This window comes from Acinetobacter sp. EKM10A (assembly GCF_011075215.1).
GTDB lineage: Bacteria > Pseudomonadota > Gammaproteobacteria > Pseudomonadales > Moraxellaceae > Acinetobacter > Acinetobacter baumannii.
The window spans coordinates 492,094-507,593 of the sequence record NZ_JAALLK010000001.1; the positions used below are offsets into that span (position 1 = coordinate 492,094).

The 15,500-nt window shown below is 38.7% G+C and carries 14 protein-coding genes; 4 read left to right on the forward strand and 10 right to left on the reverse strand.

Annotated features, from left to right (window positions below):
• Nucleotides 1-21: 21 nt before the first annotated feature.
• From G9371_RS02260 to G9371_RS02300, 9 genes are all read right to left on the reverse strand, one after another.
• The gene (locus tag G9371_RS02260; protein WP_001205190.1) at nt 22-717 is read right to left on the reverse strand and encodes a methionine ABC transporter permease; all 696 of its coding nucleotides are present in this window, start codon (nt 715-717) and stop codon (nt 22-24) included.
• The gene (locus G9371_RS02265; RefSeq protein WP_000614025.1) at nt 714-1,739 is read right to left on the reverse strand and encodes a methionine ABC transporter ATP-binding protein; all 1,026 of its coding nucleotides are present in this window, start codon (nt 1,737-1,739) and stop codon (nt 714-716) included. Before G9371_RS02265 ends, G9371_RS02260 begins: the two co-directional genes overlap by 4 nt.
• Nucleotides 1,740-1,814: 75 nt before the next feature.
• A complete protein-coding gene (locus tag G9371_RS02270) occupies nt 1,815-2,681 on the reverse strand; it encodes a MetQ/NlpA family ABC transporter substrate-binding protein (RefSeq protein WP_000733780.1) in 867 nt (288 codons plus the stop codon).
• A 248-nt stretch (nt 2,682-2,929) separates the two neighbouring features.
• Nucleotides 2,930-4,216, reverse strand: coding sequence for a phosphoribosylamine--glycine ligase (gene purD / locus G9371_RS02275; protein WP_001024112.1), 1,287 nt, complete (start codon nt 4,214-4,216; stop codon nt 2,930-2,932).
• 125 nt (nt 4,217-4,341) lie between these two features.
• Nucleotides 4,342-5,916: a bifunctional phosphoribosylaminoimidazolecarboxamide formyltransferase/IMP cyclohydrolase gene (gene purH / locus G9371_RS02280; RefSeq protein ID WP_000153210.1), complete on the reverse strand. Its 1,575-nt coding sequence runs from the start codon at nt 5,914-5,916 to the stop codon at nt 4,342-4,344.
• A gap of 89 nt (nt 5,917-6,005) precedes the next feature.
• Nucleotides 6,006-6,275, reverse strand: coding sequence for a DNA-binding transcriptional regulator Fis (gene fis / locus G9371_RS02285; RefSeq protein ID WP_001086304.1), 270 nt, complete (start codon nt 6,273-6,275; stop codon nt 6,006-6,008).
• A 376-nt stretch (nt 6,276-6,651) separates the two neighbouring features.
• The gene (locus G9371_RS02290; RefSeq protein ID WP_005128337.1) at nt 6,652-7,497 is read right to left on the reverse strand and encodes a zinc-ribbon and DUF3426 domain-containing protein; all 846 of its coding nucleotides are present in this window, start codon (nt 7,495-7,497) and stop codon (nt 6,652-6,654) included.
• Between the two features lie 13 nt (nt 7,498-7,510).
• On the reverse strand, nt 7,511-8,416 hold the full coding sequence (gene prmA, locus G9371_RS02295; RefSeq protein WP_029424675.1) for a 50S ribosomal protein L11 methyltransferase: 906 nt from the start codon (nt 8,414-8,416) through the stop codon (nt 7,511-7,513).
• 157 nt (nt 8,417-8,573) lie between these two features.
• Entirely contained in the window at nt 8,574-8,804 is a 231-nt protein-coding gene (locus G9371_RS02300; protein ID WP_000859008.1) for a hypothetical protein, read from the reverse strand.
• A 232-nt stretch (nt 8,805-9,036) separates the two neighbouring features.
• Between G9371_RS02300 and mnmG the strand changes: the two genes are divergently transcribed.
• Nucleotides 9,037-10,917 (forward strand): tRNA uridine-5-carboxymethylaminomethyl(34) synthesis enzyme MnmG, encoded by a 1,881-nt coding sequence (gene mnmG / locus G9371_RS02305; RefSeq protein WP_029424676.1) that lies wholly within the window; start codon nt 9,037-9,039, stop codon nt 10,915-10,917.
• Nucleotides 10,918-11,303: 386 nt separating this feature from the next.
• Here mnmG and G9371_RS19125 read toward each other — a convergent pair whose 3' ends face one another.
• Entirely contained in the window at nt 11,304-12,311 is a 1,008-nt protein-coding gene (locus tag G9371_RS19125; protein WP_000117148.1) for a helix-turn-helix transcriptional regulator, read from the reverse strand.
• Nucleotides 12,312-12,536: 225 nt separating this feature from the next.
• On the opposite strand from G9371_RS19125, the gene G9371_RS02315 reads away from it, so the two are divergent.
• From G9371_RS02315 to G9371_RS02325, 3 genes are read left to right on the forward strand one after another with little or no spacing between them, the layout of a single operon-like run.
• Nucleotides 12,537-14,087 (forward strand): circularly permuted type 2 ATP-grasp protein, encoded by a 1,551-nt coding sequence (locus tag G9371_RS02315; protein ID WP_029424677.1) that lies wholly within the window; start codon nt 12,537-12,539, stop codon nt 14,085-14,087.
• A gap of 22 nt (nt 14,088-14,109) precedes the next feature.
• A complete protein-coding gene (locus G9371_RS02320) occupies nt 14,110-14,706 on the forward strand; it encodes an alpha-E domain-containing protein (RefSeq protein WP_029424678.1) in 597 nt (198 codons plus the stop codon).
• Between the two features lie 2 nt (nt 14,707-14,708).
• Nucleotides 14,709-15,488 (forward strand): transglutaminase family protein, encoded by a 780-nt coding sequence (locus tag G9371_RS02325; protein ID WP_029424679.1) that lies wholly within the window; start codon nt 14,709-14,711, stop codon nt 15,486-15,488.
• Nucleotides 15,489-15,500: the final 12 nt, after the last annotated feature.

Genomic DNA, 15,500 nt, shown 5'->3' on the forward strand with positions numbered 1-15,500 from the left:
AGGGCTTTTTTAGGAGTTCAATTAGCGCATTTTTGCGAGCCAATTTCCTAGCATTTGAACGATTTGTACCAAAAGTAATAATACAATAACCGTTAAAATAACGACGCTTGTATCAAAACGTTGATAGCCATAAGAAATTGCCAAGTCACCAATACCACCAGCACCAACTGCACCAGCCATAGCGGTTGCACCAATAAGGCTAATCGTAGCAGTCGTTAAGTTCAAAATAAGCGAACTACGAGCTTCAGGTAAGATAAAGCGCGAAATAATCTGCCAAGGTGTTGCACCCATAGCTTGAGCAGATTCGATAATTCCTTCATTTACTTCAAGCAGGGAAGTCTCAATAAGACGTCCCATATATGGTCCAACGTAAATTGTTAAAGGAACGATCGCTGCCCATGTACCAATTGAAGTTCCTACCAATAATTTGGTCAGTGGAATAACTGCAATAAGTAAAATAATAAATGGCAGAGAACGTAAAGCATTTACAATTGGGTTGAGTAAATGATAAATGAATTTATTTGGCAAAATGCCTTCTGGGCGGGTTACAAGTAGAATAATCCCTTGGATAAAGCCCCAAATACCACCAAATAAAAGCGCAAAGAACACCATATGGAAGGTTTCTTGTAACGCAGTTACAAACTGGTCAATTGAAAGTGAACTGTGCCAGAAAGGTTGAGTAAGTTCAGTTAACCACTGTACGATTAAATCTCTCATACTTGATCTCCTGATTGAACTACACTCACTTCATTTTTCTCTAAAAACTCAATTGCCTGACGAATCAACTGTGGATCACCTAAAAGCTGTACAAACATCTGACCAATGACGGTGCCGTTAATTTCAGTCATATTGGCAAATAAGATATTTAAACTAATATCAAATTGTTTAATAAGCGACTGAATCACAGGCTCTTGTGCTGAACGCCCTAAGAACTGTAAGCAATAAATGCTGTGATGATGCTGGTTTTCCAGTTGATTTAAAATATTTACAGGCAACTGCTGATGTAAAACAGTTTGTATAAAGTTTTTAGTTGTCGGATGTTGTGGATTACTAAAGATATCAATGGTTGAGCCTTGCTCAATCACTTTACCAGCTTCCATGACAGCAACATGGTCACATACAGTCTCAATCACATCCATTTCATGAGTTACCATGACGATTGTGATTTTTTGCTCTTGGTTAATTTTCTTTAATAATTCTAAAACCGACTTTGTCGTTTGTGGGTCGAGGGCAGAGGTGGCCTCATCACACAAAAGAATTTTAGGGTGGTTGGCTAAAGCACGAGCGATACCAACACGTTGTTTCTGACCGCCAGATAATTCATCCGGATAAGCATCTTTTTTATGCTTAAGATCAATGAATTCAAGTAACTCATTTAAACGCTTTTCACGTTCTGCTTTGCTGTAATTTAGCAGACGCATTGGCATTTCAATATTTTCAGCAACTGTTTTGGTTTGAAGCAAATTGAAGTGCTGGAAAATCATACCAATATTTGCACGTTCCTGACGTAATGAACGCGCATCCAAAGCAGTGAAGTCCTTTTGATTAATGATAACCTGACCTTCATTTGGTCGTTCAAGTAAGTTAATCAGGCGGATTAAAGTACTTTTACCTGCACCACTATAGCCGATAATGCCGAAAATACTGCCTTCAGGAATTTCCAAATTAATTTGGTCCAGTGCACGTATAGTTTGGCCTTTAAGCTGATAGTGCTTTGAAATGTTTTTAAATTGAATCATGTCGTCAAAAACTATGCTAAAAAGAAAAAACAGGCAAAGAGTCTTTGCCTGTTTCGCGTTGCAGCTATTATATTACTATTTAGCTTGCGTGAGGTAGCTGATTGGCTGATTCACGTCAACTTTTGTACCACCAAAGTGTTGTTCAACGTATTTTTTAACAGCTTCGGTGTGGTAAAGCTGACCAACTTTCTGAAGAACAGGGTCATTTTTACGTGATTCAGCAGTTGCAAGAATATTTACATTCAGCTTTGTACTTTGGTCAACTGGCTCATAATAGATAGAATCTTTAAGCACATTTAAACCACCTTCCATTGCTAAAGTATTACCTAAAACAATTGCATCAACTTCGTCTTTTACACGAACAGCAGTTGCCATTTGAATTGGTTTAATGTCAATTTTCTTGCTGTTGTCAGTAATATCGCTTGGAGTGCCTTTCGCTGGATCAAAGTCAGCTTTAAGCTTGATTAGACCTGCGCTTTGTAATAATAACAATGCACGTGCTTCGTTCGCTGCATCATTAGGAATAGCAATGCTTGCACCTTGAGGGAACTCATCAACTTTTTTGTATTTACTCGAGTAAATACCCATTGGTTCAAGATAAGTTGTAGCAACAGGAGCAATCTTATCTTTATTTGAAGCATTAAATGCAACAAGGTAGGCATAAGATTGGAATGCATTTAGGTCAACTTCTTTGTTTGCAGTAGCTGTATTCATTGCAACATAATCAGTGAAGTTTTTCACCTCAAGTTTAAGACCGGCAGCTTTAGTTTCCGGTAAAGTTGCAATATAGCGCCAAATATCAGCGTCAGAACCAGTTGAAGCAATGACTACAGTTTGTAACTGAGCAGAGTCTTTGCCATTTTGTGGTTCATTTTGCTGTTTGCCGCAAGCTGCAAGTAATACTACAGACACGCTTAAAAAAAGACTGATCAGCTTTTTCATGTAAAAAAAGTCCTGATTATGAGAGATCCCAACCATTCGGGTTGGCTCTCAGCTGGGAAAATTGGTGATGTTGAAAGTTCCAACGGTTTAACCAATCATAACAATAAAAACATATTCAATATAGTGGACATGTTTCGATCTTATTAATCAGAATTGAATAAAAATTAAGATTAATATGAATATTTGTGATAAGTGAATAAGCAAAATAAAAAAGCCCTCATAAGAGAGCTTTTTTACTATTTAAATTTTTATTCAGCTTTTTCACGTGCAATAGCACGGTAACCGATGTCACTGCGGTATTGCATACCTGTGAAGGTTACTTGCCCACATACTTCTAAAGCATTGATTTGTGCTTCAAGAACGCTGTCACCTAGAGCAGTCACGCAAAGTACACGTCCGCCAGAAGTAACGATATGGCCGTCTTCACGAGTAGCAGTGCCTGCATGGAAGATTTTAGTATCTTCTGGTGATTGACCGATACCTGAGATAACGTCACCTTTACGCACGCTGTCTGGGTAACCTTCTGCTGCAAGTACAATACCGATTGACTTACGCTCATCCCATTCTGCTTCGCTTGGTAAGTTACCTGCGATACCTGCTTCAACCAAATCAACAAGAGATGACTTCAAACGCATCATGATAGGTTGAGTTTCCGGATCACCGAAACGGCAGTTAAACTCAATTACGCGTGGTTGACCTTGTTCATCAATCATTAAACCAGCATATAAGAAGCCAGTATAAACATGTCCATCAGCAGCCATACCATCAACAGTTGGGCGCATAATTTCATTCATTACACGCTCAAAAACGTCTGGAGTCACAACTGGAGCAGGAGAGTAGGCACCCATACCACCTGTGTTAGGACCTTGGTCACCTTCAAAAATACGTTTGTGATCTTGTGAAGTTGCCATTGGTAAAATGTTTTTACCGTCAATCATACAAATGAAAGAAGCTTCTTCACCAGCAAGGAACTGTTCAATTACAACACGTGAGCCTGCATCACCAAATTTGTTGCCTGCAAGCATGTCATCAATTGCTGCAAAAGCTTCTTCATTGGTCATTGCAACGATAACGCCTTTACCAGCCGCAAGACCGTCAGCTTTAATTACAATTGGTGCGCCATTTTTTTCAACATAAGCTTTTGCTGCATCAACTTCCGTAAATACTTCATAAAAAGCAGTTGGAATGTTGTGGCGTTTTAAAAAGTGCTTAGCAAATGCTTTTGAACCTTCAAGCTGTGCTGCATATTGAGTAGGTCCCCAAATTTTTACGCCTGCTTCACGCGCAGCATCAACAACACCATTTACTAATGGCGCTTCTGGGCCAACAACAATCAGTTCAACATTATTTTCTTTAGCAAAAGCAATAATTGCCGGGTTGTCTAAAATATCGAGCTGAACGTTAACGCATTTTGGTTCTGTTGCAGTTCCTGCGTTACCAGGCGCAACGAAAACTTGAGTAACTTTGGCATCTTGCGCGATTTTCCATGCTAAAGCATGCTCACGACCACCACTACCTAAAACTAAAATATTCATTTTTAATTTGTTCCTTAACTTTAATCCTTTTTCATCCCCCTCTATTTCTCAAGGTGGAGAGATAGTTCCATTATTGTGGAAAACCCTCCTGAATAAAAGGAGGGTTAGGGAGGACTAAATTTAAATTAGTGGCGGAAATGGCGCATACCAGTGAAGACCATTGCAATGCCAGCTTCATCAGCAGCTGCAATAACTTCTTCATCACGCATAGAACCACCCGGTTGAATAATGCATTTAATGCCAGCTTTTGCTGCATTATCAATACCGTCACGGAACGGGAAGAATGCATCAGATGCCATAACTGCGCCTTCAACAACCAGACCAGCATGCTCAGCTTTAATTGCTGCGATACGTGCTGAGTTAACACGGCTCATTTGGCCTGCACCTACACCAATAGTTTGACGGTTTTTGGCATAAACAATAGCGTTTGATTTTACGTATTTCGCAACTTTCCATGCGAAAATAAGGTCATCAATTTCTTGTTCTGTTGGTGCACGTTTAGTCACAACTTTAAGATCATCTTTGGTGATCATGCCCAAGTCTTGGTCTTGAACAAGTAAGCCGCCGTTAACGCGTTTATAGTCAAGTTGTGGAGCACGTGCATCAATTGCAGGTAATTCACCACATACTAAAACACGAACATTTTTCTTCGCGCCAGTAACTTCAAGTACACCATCAGCAATACTTGGAGCAATAATTACTTCAACGAATTGGCGATCTACAATTGCTTGAGCAGTAGCAACATCTAACTCACGGTTAAATGCAATAATACCGCCGAAAGCAGATTCTGGATCTGTTGCGTAAGCTAAATCATAAGCAGCTTTAATACCGTCTAAAGAAACGGCAACACCACAAGGGTTAGCATGTTTTACGATGACACAAGCTGGTTTTGCAAATGATTTCACGCACTCAAGGGCAGCATCAGTATCAGCAATGTTGTTATAAGACAATTCCTTGCCTTGTAATTGTTTTGCAGTAGAAACAGAAGCTTCTTTTGCATTTGCTTCAACATAGAAAGCAGCAGATTGGTGTGGATTTTCACCGTAACGTAAATCTTGTGCTTTGTTTAATTGGGTATTGAACGTACGAGGGAATAAATCTGCTTCACCTTCGGCCTTACCAACGCGAGCGCCTAAGTAAGAAGCAATCATGCCGTCATATTGAGCTGTATGTTCAAATGCTTTAACCGCTAAATCGAAGCGTGTTTCGTAAGAAAGTGAACCAGAAGCTTTTAATTCGCTAATAACTGTATCGTAATCTGAAGCATTTACCACAATACCGACAGATGCATGGTTCTTAGCAGCAGCACGTACCATTGTTGGACCACCGATGTCGATATTTTCGATAGCATCAGCAAGAGAACAGTTAGGTTTAGCTACTGTAGCCGCAAATGGGTAAAGGTTAACTACAACTAAATCGATTGGATCGATGTTGTGTTCTTGCATAACAGCTTCGTCTAGACCACGACGAGCCAAAATACCGCCATGAATTTTTGGATGTAGTGTTTTAACACGGCCATCCATCATTTCCGGGAAACCGGTATGTTCAGATACTTCAACAACAGCAATATTATTATCTTTAAGCAACTTGTATGTGCCGCCTGTAGATAATAATTCTACCCCTAAAGCTGCAAGGTTTTGAGCAAATTCGACAATTCCTGTTTTGTCTGATACAGAAATCAAAGCACGTTTAATAGTCATGATGTTCAAGTCAACAATTTCAAGTCTACGGATTAAAACCAATTAGAAGCACAAAAAAAATGCCCACGAAGCCGTGAGCATTTTATCATTTATTCACTCATTAAACCGTGAGCTTTTAACTTTTTACGTAAAGTGCCACGGTTGAGTCCAAGAATTTCTGCGGCACGTGTTTGGTTACCACGAGTATATTCTAGAACTACAGATAAAAGAGGTTTCTCCATTTCTGCTAGCACCATGTCATATACCTGAGATGGTTGCTCACCTTGCAATTGTGCAAAATAATGGCGAACTGCGCGATCCACGTGGATGCGAAGAGCAACATCAGATTGTGCAGTAAAAATAGGAGATTTGCTATTCATGCGAGTTAATCCGAAAATCAAATACTAGCTTGGGTAAAGTAGTATATAAATGTGGTCTAAAAATACGGAGTCCTGTTTTAGATCCTAAAACAGTGACTCTAAAACATAAGAACAATTAGCTTGCCATATTTCTTCGTATTGAGTAAAAAATAAGCGTAACAATAATTAAATATTTGTTACAGCCCCCTCAAAAACAAAAAAAGTTAGGCTATGCGCTTAATGTAGAAAAGCACACATGCTTAACAGTATATTTTTTGAATTGAGAGCGAGGAGTATATGAGTCAAAGCTTTCGTGGCGCGTATCATACCATTGTCTAGGAAAAAGTGAGCAAATTAACTGCATTTTTTTTTAATTTTTTTTCACTTTTTTTACAAATTAGGGGTGGACAATTTCTAATCGATAATTTACTAGGCTTTTTTTGCTTTTATTTAGTTCAACTTGGAATCTAAAAGGTGTATTGGTCGGAATGCGTTGAATACCCCGTAAGTTTTCGACCAAGTATTGTTGAGGGGTAAAAATGATTTCTTCTTGATCGGTTTCTTTGCCAAAGCTGAGTTTTAGGTTGGGCAACTCAATACTTTTATTATTCTGATTTATAAGAACACCTGAAAGTTGAGTATGCTCTGTACCAATTTTACGTAGCTTTACCTTTTCTATATAAAGAAGTTGATATTGTTCAGCTGACTTGTTGCAATGCAATATTTGACAAACATAATTAAATGCATGGCTAATCGCAGGGCTTTGTTGCATGAGTTTAGGGTTAAACCAAAGAATCTGAAAAGTAAAAACCAAAATCAGAATCAGATTTGCAGAACTCCAAAGCGTATAGTACAACCAGCTATGCTTTTTACCGTTATCTTGCTCAGGAGAGGAGGTTGCTTGCTCAGCCAAATTAAGATTAGGAAGAGCATTAATAGGTTCATTATGGAAGTAATTTAAATTATTCAAATAAGTCAAAAGATCAATATTAGAGTTTTCAACCTTTTGATCAAAGATATCTAACACATGAGAATGGGTCATATATCGTGTTTGCATAGAGCCATGAGCTAAAGCAGATGAGTTTACCGTTTCCGGCTGCTCAACATTTACTAAATTAGTCAGAGCATTAAAATTTAAATTACATTTAGGGCAACAAACCATACCCTGAGCAACAGTTAACTGAGTAAGAGAAACTTTATAAACTGTTAGACACTTAGGGCAGCGGGTTTGTTTTTCATTCATGAGTTAAAACATCTCAATTTGTTGTTTTACGTTTTCCTGAAATGCGGCACCAGTTTTCTTCGCGCTTTTCGACATCTAATATATCAAAAAATTCAGAATAAACACCTGAAACATCAACAACTTGCTCTTCGATTACACCAGCAAGTGCGAAATCACCATCAGATTTAAGTAATTTTGCGAACTCTGGCGCAAGTGCCATTAAAGGACCCGCTAAAATATTTGCGACTAAAACATCTGCTTGTTGAGGTTTGAATTCTTGATCAAACTCTTCAGGAAGACCTACATATAAACGGTCTAATACACCATTGAGTTCTGCATTTTGTTTAGTTGCTAAAACTGCTTGTGGGTCGATGTCCGTCGCATAGACTTTCTTAGCGCCTAATAATAAAGCTGCAACACCTAAAATGCCTGAGCCACAACCATAATCAATCACGATCTTATCTTTAACATCAGTTTTACCTAACCATTGTAAGCATAAGAAAGTACTTGCATGATTACCTGTACCAAAAGCAAGGCCTGGATCAAGCTTAATATTTGTAGCATCTGCTTCTGGTGGCTCTAACCATTCAGGAACAATCCAGAATTTTTCCCCAATCTGAATTGGTTCATAATAATCCATCCATGCGCGTTCCCAAACTTGATCTTCAAGTTCTTCATGACGCATTGGCACATCTGGAAGTTGTGCTTTTAAGAAAGCTTCTAAAGTATCAACATCAATTGGGTCTTGTTCGTCTTGTTGGTAAATACCAGTAACAATGACTTTGTTCCAGAGTGGTGTTTCACCTGGTAATGGTTCCAGTAAAGCCTGATCTTCGGCATCATCCAAAGTTACGCTTACCGCACCTAGAGACATTAAAAGTGTTTCTGTGAATTCAACTTGTTCTTGATCAACGGTAATGTGTATTTGTAACCACTTCACGAAAAAGGACCTAAAATTTTATTTAAAGGCATATTGTAGCTGACTAGAGTAGTTTAAAAAAGAAAACGGCCCATCTTTAATGGACCGCTTTTTGAAAATGATGATGTGATATAGGAGAATATAAAACGATTTCTCTATATCTTAAGTCAAAACTGTATTAAGGAGCAGGGGCCTTGAATTGTAATTTGCCATTTTCGTTCGGCTGGCAAGTACCATTAAAGGTTACACCATTGTGATTGTAAGAAACCCATTCACCTTGCTGTTTTTTTGCACATACTCGAATTTGTTTTTGAGTTTCGGCTTTGCTCGTGTCAGCAGCGTGTGTAAAAGTTACGCCTGAAAAACAAATTAGAGATGCTGTTAAGATTTTCAACATGGTCGTTTTCATTTTGTGTTCCTTCTAGTTGCGTTAATTTTAAAGTCATAGAAGTGCTGTACGTTTTTTATTCTAAAATGAAAAAGTTTTAAAAACATTCACTTTGTATTGAATTCATGAAACAAAATGTCAAAACATGTGGCTTACCGTAAATCATGTCACGACAATTTTGTAATTATGTACATCTATAAGCAGATAATTTTGCTATAATGTTCCGTCTTTTTTTTCTGGTGTTTTTGTACTCATGCACTATCCTAAAGTTTATGATGTTATCGTTATCGGTGGCGGTCACGCAGGTACGGAAGCGGCGCTTGCTGCTGCGCGTATGGGACGACAGACTTTGCTTTTGACCCATAACATTGAGACTTTGGGGCAGATGAGCTGTAACCCAGCAATTGGTGGCATTGGTAAGTCGCACTTAGTTCGTGAAATTGATGCGCTTGGCGGTGCAATGGCTTTAGCTGCCGATAAAGGCGGTATTCAATTCCGTATTTTAAACTCGCGTAAAGGTGCAGCAGTACGTGCAACGCGTGCTCAGGCTGACCGTGTTCGCTATAAAGCTGCGATTCGTGAGACCTTAGAAAACCAAGCAAATCTTGATATTTTCCAACAGGCGGCTGATGACCTGATTGTTAAAGGCGATACAGTTAAGGGTGTTGTGACCCAAATGGGTATCCGCTTTGATGCAAAAACTGTTGTGTTAACTACTGGTACATTCTTGGGCGGTGTTATTCACGTTGGTTTAGAGAAATCAAGCGGCGGTCGTGCTGGTGATCCTCCTTCTATTGCTCTTGCTCAGCGTCTTCGTGAGTTGAAATTACCGGTAGGGCGTTTAAAAACAGGTACACCTCCACGTATTGATGCACGTTCAGTTGATTTTTCAGTTATGACACCACAACCAGGCGACTTCCCGTCTCCGGTAATGTCGTTCATGGGTGATGTGTCTATGCACCCAGAACAAGTGAACTGCTATATCACGCATACTAACGAAAAAACTCATGACATTATTCGTGGTGGCTTAGACCGTTCACCAATGTATACCGGTGTTATTGAAGGGGTAGGTCCACGTTACTGTCCTTCAATTGAAGATAAGATTCATCGTTTCTCTGATAAAGATTCGCATCAGGTATTCTTAGAGCCAGAAGGCCTTGATACACATGAGCTTTATCCAAATGGTATTTCGACTTCATTACCATTTGATGTTCAGTTTGAACTTGTGCGCTCGATTCGCGGTATGGAAAATGCCCATATCTTACGTCCGGGTTATGCAATCGAATATGACTATTTCAACCCGCAAGCTTTGAAATTTACCCTAGAAACCAAAGCAATTAACTGCTTGTATTTTGCAGGGCAAATTAATGGTACTACCGGTTATGAAGAAGCTGGTGCCCAAGGTTTACTTGCAGGCTTGAATGCTGCACGCCGTGCATGGGAACAAGAAGAATGGACACCTAAACGTGACCAAGCTTATATGGGTGTATTGGTTGACGACTTGATTACTTTAGGTACGAAAGAGCCATACCGTATGTTCACTTCACGTGCGGAATATCGTTTGATGTTACGTGAAGATAATGCCGATCAACGTTTAACAACTATTGGTCGTGAGCTTGGTTTGGTTGATGATGTTCGTTGGGCGGCTTATTGCGAAAAAATGGAAGCAGTTGAGCGCGAAACATCTCGTTTACAACATTTATGGGCGGCACCTAACAACCCAATGGGTAAAAAGTTTGTTGAAATGACAGGTGCTGACTTAAGTAAAGAATGTAGTGCGATTGACTTGCTTAAACGTCCTAATATTAATTTTGGCCAAATTGCGGAACTTACTGGTTCTGAAGTTTCACAACAGGTCGGCGAGCAAATTGAAATTGCTGTTAAATATGAAGGTTATATTAACCGTCAGCATGAAGATGTAGCTCAATTAAAACGTCTTGAAGAAACTAAAATTCCTGCTGATTTTGATTATGACGTCGTTTCAGGTTTATCTCGCGAAATTACTCAGAAGTTGAAAACAGTTCGTCCAGAAACATTAGCTCAAGCGAGCCGTATTCCTGGTGTTACCCCAGCTGCTGTTCAGCTTGTAATGATCACGATTCGTAAAAATAATATGACGAAAAAAACGGCTTAATTATTTAAGCGTGTAAAAAAGCCCGGTTAAGACTGGGCTTTTTTATTTTCTGATCAAAAAATATATGGAATTTTCCTAAGCATCAAAAGAGATTTTGCATCCTTTTTTTCTTATTTCACAAGTTTTAAAACGAAAGTTATATTAAATTCACGTTCAAACAAGAGGGCTTTAAACATGACAATGAAATCAATTCGCTACAATGGATATGAAATGGCATGCCAATGCTCATGTTCAACATAGCGCAAAAGAAGAAGCAGATCAGTTTTGGTGGGGGTAAACATATTGATCTGAAAATAAATAAAAGTATAAATGCCAATATAAAATTAAGAAAATTACAACTCAAAATTTAAAGAGAACCATATGGTTCTCTTTTTTATATCTACTGATTATTTGCTATCAGGCTCAATTTCTCGCACAGCATTGTGTACTTGGACTGGCTCAATATGAAGCAGTTTTTTACCAAAACTCCGTAACCACCATACGAGTTGAGATGTAAATGGAACGGTCGCCGTAACTTCGACAATATTTTCTTCAATTGGGGTAATGGTCTGATCTTTACTTAACTGACTTTCATAAAAAGTTTTAGCAGTTTGCTCGGTCATGGTTAAAGTAAGCTGAATAGATTCAGTGGGTTGGTTGTAATCTACTCTGAAACCTAAAGCTCCTGAGTCAATATAATGGTCAATATCGAAATTGACAGGGTGTAAAGCCCGACTTTCTAAAACTTTAGCGGATTTGAATCGGTGCAAGGCAAATGTTTGTACTTCAGTTTTATCATGGCGAGTACAAATTAAGTAAATCACAGCACCTTTTTGGACCAAAGCAAGAGGATTTAAAATATAAGTTTTATCTTCGCCTTGATTTACACGGGCCCGATAGACACACTCAATCTGTTTGTCTTGTAGTAGACCCTCATAAATTGCCTGCTGAGCAGCACGGTCCACTACAGGTGGAATAAGAGGTTGGCTTGCTGGCACAATACGGACACGATTAATCCACTGTCTCACATTATTTTGTGTAGACAGACTACGTTTTGCCAAATCGAACCAAGGCCCCATCTCATCAAGTAGACTGGGTGGAAGTAAATGTTTGAGATGTTCCTCAACCATCATAAAAGTTACAGCTTGAGAGCTTGTCATATGCGGTAAGCTTTGAATTGGTGCATCTGATTGCCAACGCCAGCCTTGAGGTACAGCTTTATTACTTTCAATTGGAAAACGCTGAGCAATTTGGTTTAAATCACGCTGAATTGTCCTTAAACTGATTTCAATACCTTCACGCTCAAGCATTTCTTGCAATTCTCGAGTTCCGATCCATTTACCGGTAGGAAGGCGAGATAGAATCTGCCATTGGCGATATAAACTATTTGAAGTTTCTTTTTCTGTTACAGACATAAGCGTAATACATCTATATCCAATTGCTTTGGTGTCAACACAATAAAAAAACTTTACAGATTTAGCAAGTTTGTCAGATTCGGTTTATAGCAGCTTTTACAATCAATGCTAAAATTTAGAAGAAAGTTATAACAATGATACTCAATAAGCATTATAGATATATAAGTGGCACTGAAATTGCTTATTTAAAAATGAAATATAGATAAATGATAAGACGAGGTTGCTATGTCAGAACAAGAGAAAGACCTACAAGCCGATATTGATTATTTTTTACAGGAACAGGCGACCAACGCATTACTTAACCAAACTTCGTTTATAGAAAATCTTTCCGTACAGTCGAACCTATTTGAACAACTAAAATCGCAGTTTTTTAATGAGATGTTGGATGATGCAACGTCTAACGGTGTGGCCTCTAAAAAAATTGAACAATGGCTGAGCATTCGTACTTTGGATGAGTTGAAACAATTAAATGCGGAGGCTAAGCAACATTTCCTCTATCACGGCATTACATTTAACGTATACGGTGATAAGGAGGGAGTGGAGAGAACGATACCTTTTGATCTCATTCCAAGGGTTATTGAAAAAAAACAGTGGGAAAAAATCGCAGCTGGCTGCGCACAGCGAGTTAAAGCGCTTAATTATTTTTTAGATGACATCTATCATGGTCAACATATTTTAAAAGAGCAATTAATTCCGGAAAGTCAGATTATTTGTCATGAGGCTTTTCAGCCCCATATACTTAAACACACGCTCAAAGGCAAAATTTATTCTCAAATTAGCGGAATAGATATTATTCGTGATAGTGAAGGCGAGTTTTTTGTACTTGAAGATAATTTAAGAACACCATCGGGCGTATCTTATATGATTGAATGCAGGAATATTAGTCAGCAACTCATGCCTGAGCTCTGCGCTGCTAACAATCTGCAAGGTATTGAACACTATCCAAGTTTATTAAAAGAAATACTTCAAGAAAACTCTGAGGTTGATCAGCCTTTTATTGTGGTCTTAACGCCAGGACGTTTTAACAGTGCTTATTATGAACACGCTTTTTTAGCACGTGAAATGGATGTGCCACTGGTCACCAATCGAGATTTATTTGTAGAAAATGATCAAGTATTTGTAAAAACGATTCGTGGCCGTCAAAAGGTTGATGTGATTTATCGCCGTTTAGATGATGATTTTTTAGACCCACTTGCATTTAGACCTGATAGTGCTTTAGGTGTGGCAGGTTTAATGTCTGCTTATTTACAAAAAAATGTAGTGATTGCCAATGCACCAGGTACTGGGGTAGCTGACGATAAATCGATTTATCCATATGTTGATCAGATGATCCAATATTATTTGGGTGAAACACCCATTTTAAAGAATGTACCTACTTACCAGTGCCGTGAGAAAGAACATTTGGACTATGTACTGGCTCATTTAGATCAATTGGTCATTAAAGAAGCTCAAGGATCGGGTGGATATGGCATGTTAATTGGTCCTAAAGCAAGCTCATGTGAAATTGATGAATTCAGACAAAAACTGCTTGCTACACCGCATGAATATATTGCCCAGCCAACATTGGCTTTATCGGTTGCACCGACTTTAACTACAGCAGGGGTGGCTGAGCGCCACATCGACCTACGCCCGTTTGTACTCAGTTCTCCTTATCGGACCGAAATTGTGCCCGGAGGTTTAACACGAGTAGCCATGCAGGCAGGTTCTTTAGTCGTTAACTCCTCACAAGGAGGAGGTATTAAAGATACATGGGTCGTTGAAACGCTACATTCTTAATGGTTGGTTAAAGAGGAAATTTATGGTTTTACTCAATTCGAGTGCGCACCACATTTATTGGTTGGGTCGTTATTTAATGCGAATTCAATTTGCTGTATCACATTTGCCATTTACAGATGATGCTAAAGCAGCCCAATTTGCAGCAGCATTTGGGCTAGTCATTGATCAAGCAGAATTACTGAATTGCTATATGTTGGATACGAAACAAACATATTCGTTACTGAATCAGTTCGCTATTGCTAAAGATAATATTCAAGAGTTAAGAGGAATATTATCTTCAAATGCCTATGCAGAATTAAATCATGCGATTAAGGCAATTCAAGCTCATCCTGACTCATTAAAGCAGGCTTTAGCGAAATGTAATCAAATACTTGATGCTGAACATGAAGATATAGCGTTATTTCTGCATTTAGGACAAAAGATAGAATTATTTGATATACAACTACGTTTTCAGCAAGACCTTACACAGCTCTTGCAGGAATTAGAACAATTACTTCAACAGCTGAATGACTTAGGGTGGAATAAATTAACTCAACCATGGCAATTATTAAAAGATCATCCAAATTGGGAAGCTTATTATAATTTTACCCAGCAGTTGGAATATATGTTCGAGGCATAATTATGAAATTGATGGTTAATCATCAAACGCATTATAACTACACTGAAACTGCTAAAAACAGTATTCAGTATATCAAGATGATGCCTCAAACATCGCTGCATCAACATGTTATGAATTGGGCAATCAGTGTACCTGGTGACAAGACGCTCAAAAGAGATATTTTTAATAATATTTGGATAACGGCTAGCCAGCGTTATGAGTATCAGCACCTTACCTTTATGGCGCAAGGCACTGTAGAGCTTCTAAATACAGAAATAGGAGGAGTAGATGTATCTATACCAATAAATCTATTTCTCCAAAGTACAGAGGCTACTAAATATGATGCTGAAATGTTGGATTTTGCCCAGAGAATTGTAACTGTCAAAGATCGACAACATATTGCTTTGCTCAGTGAAAATATTCTGCAAAAGATGTCATATCAACCGGATAGTACATCTGTTCATACAACGGCTACGCAAGCCTTTCAGGCAGGTCAGGGGGTGTGTCAAGATCATGCACATGTTTTAATCGCTATGTGCCGTGCGTTACAATTACCAGCACGTTATGTCTCTGGTTATCTATTTGATCAAAATTCTCCACACCTTGCCAGTCACGCTTGGGCGGAGGTATTTTTAGATAATCAGTGGTATTGTTTTGATGTGAGCAATCAATTGTTTACACCAAAGCATCATATTTATCTTGCTGTTGGTCGGGACTATCTCGATGTTGCGCCCATTAGGGGAGTGCGAGAAAAAGGTGGTACTGAAAATATGATGTCTGTGGTTCAAGTGCTGGCTTGTTGAATGTAAAGAGAA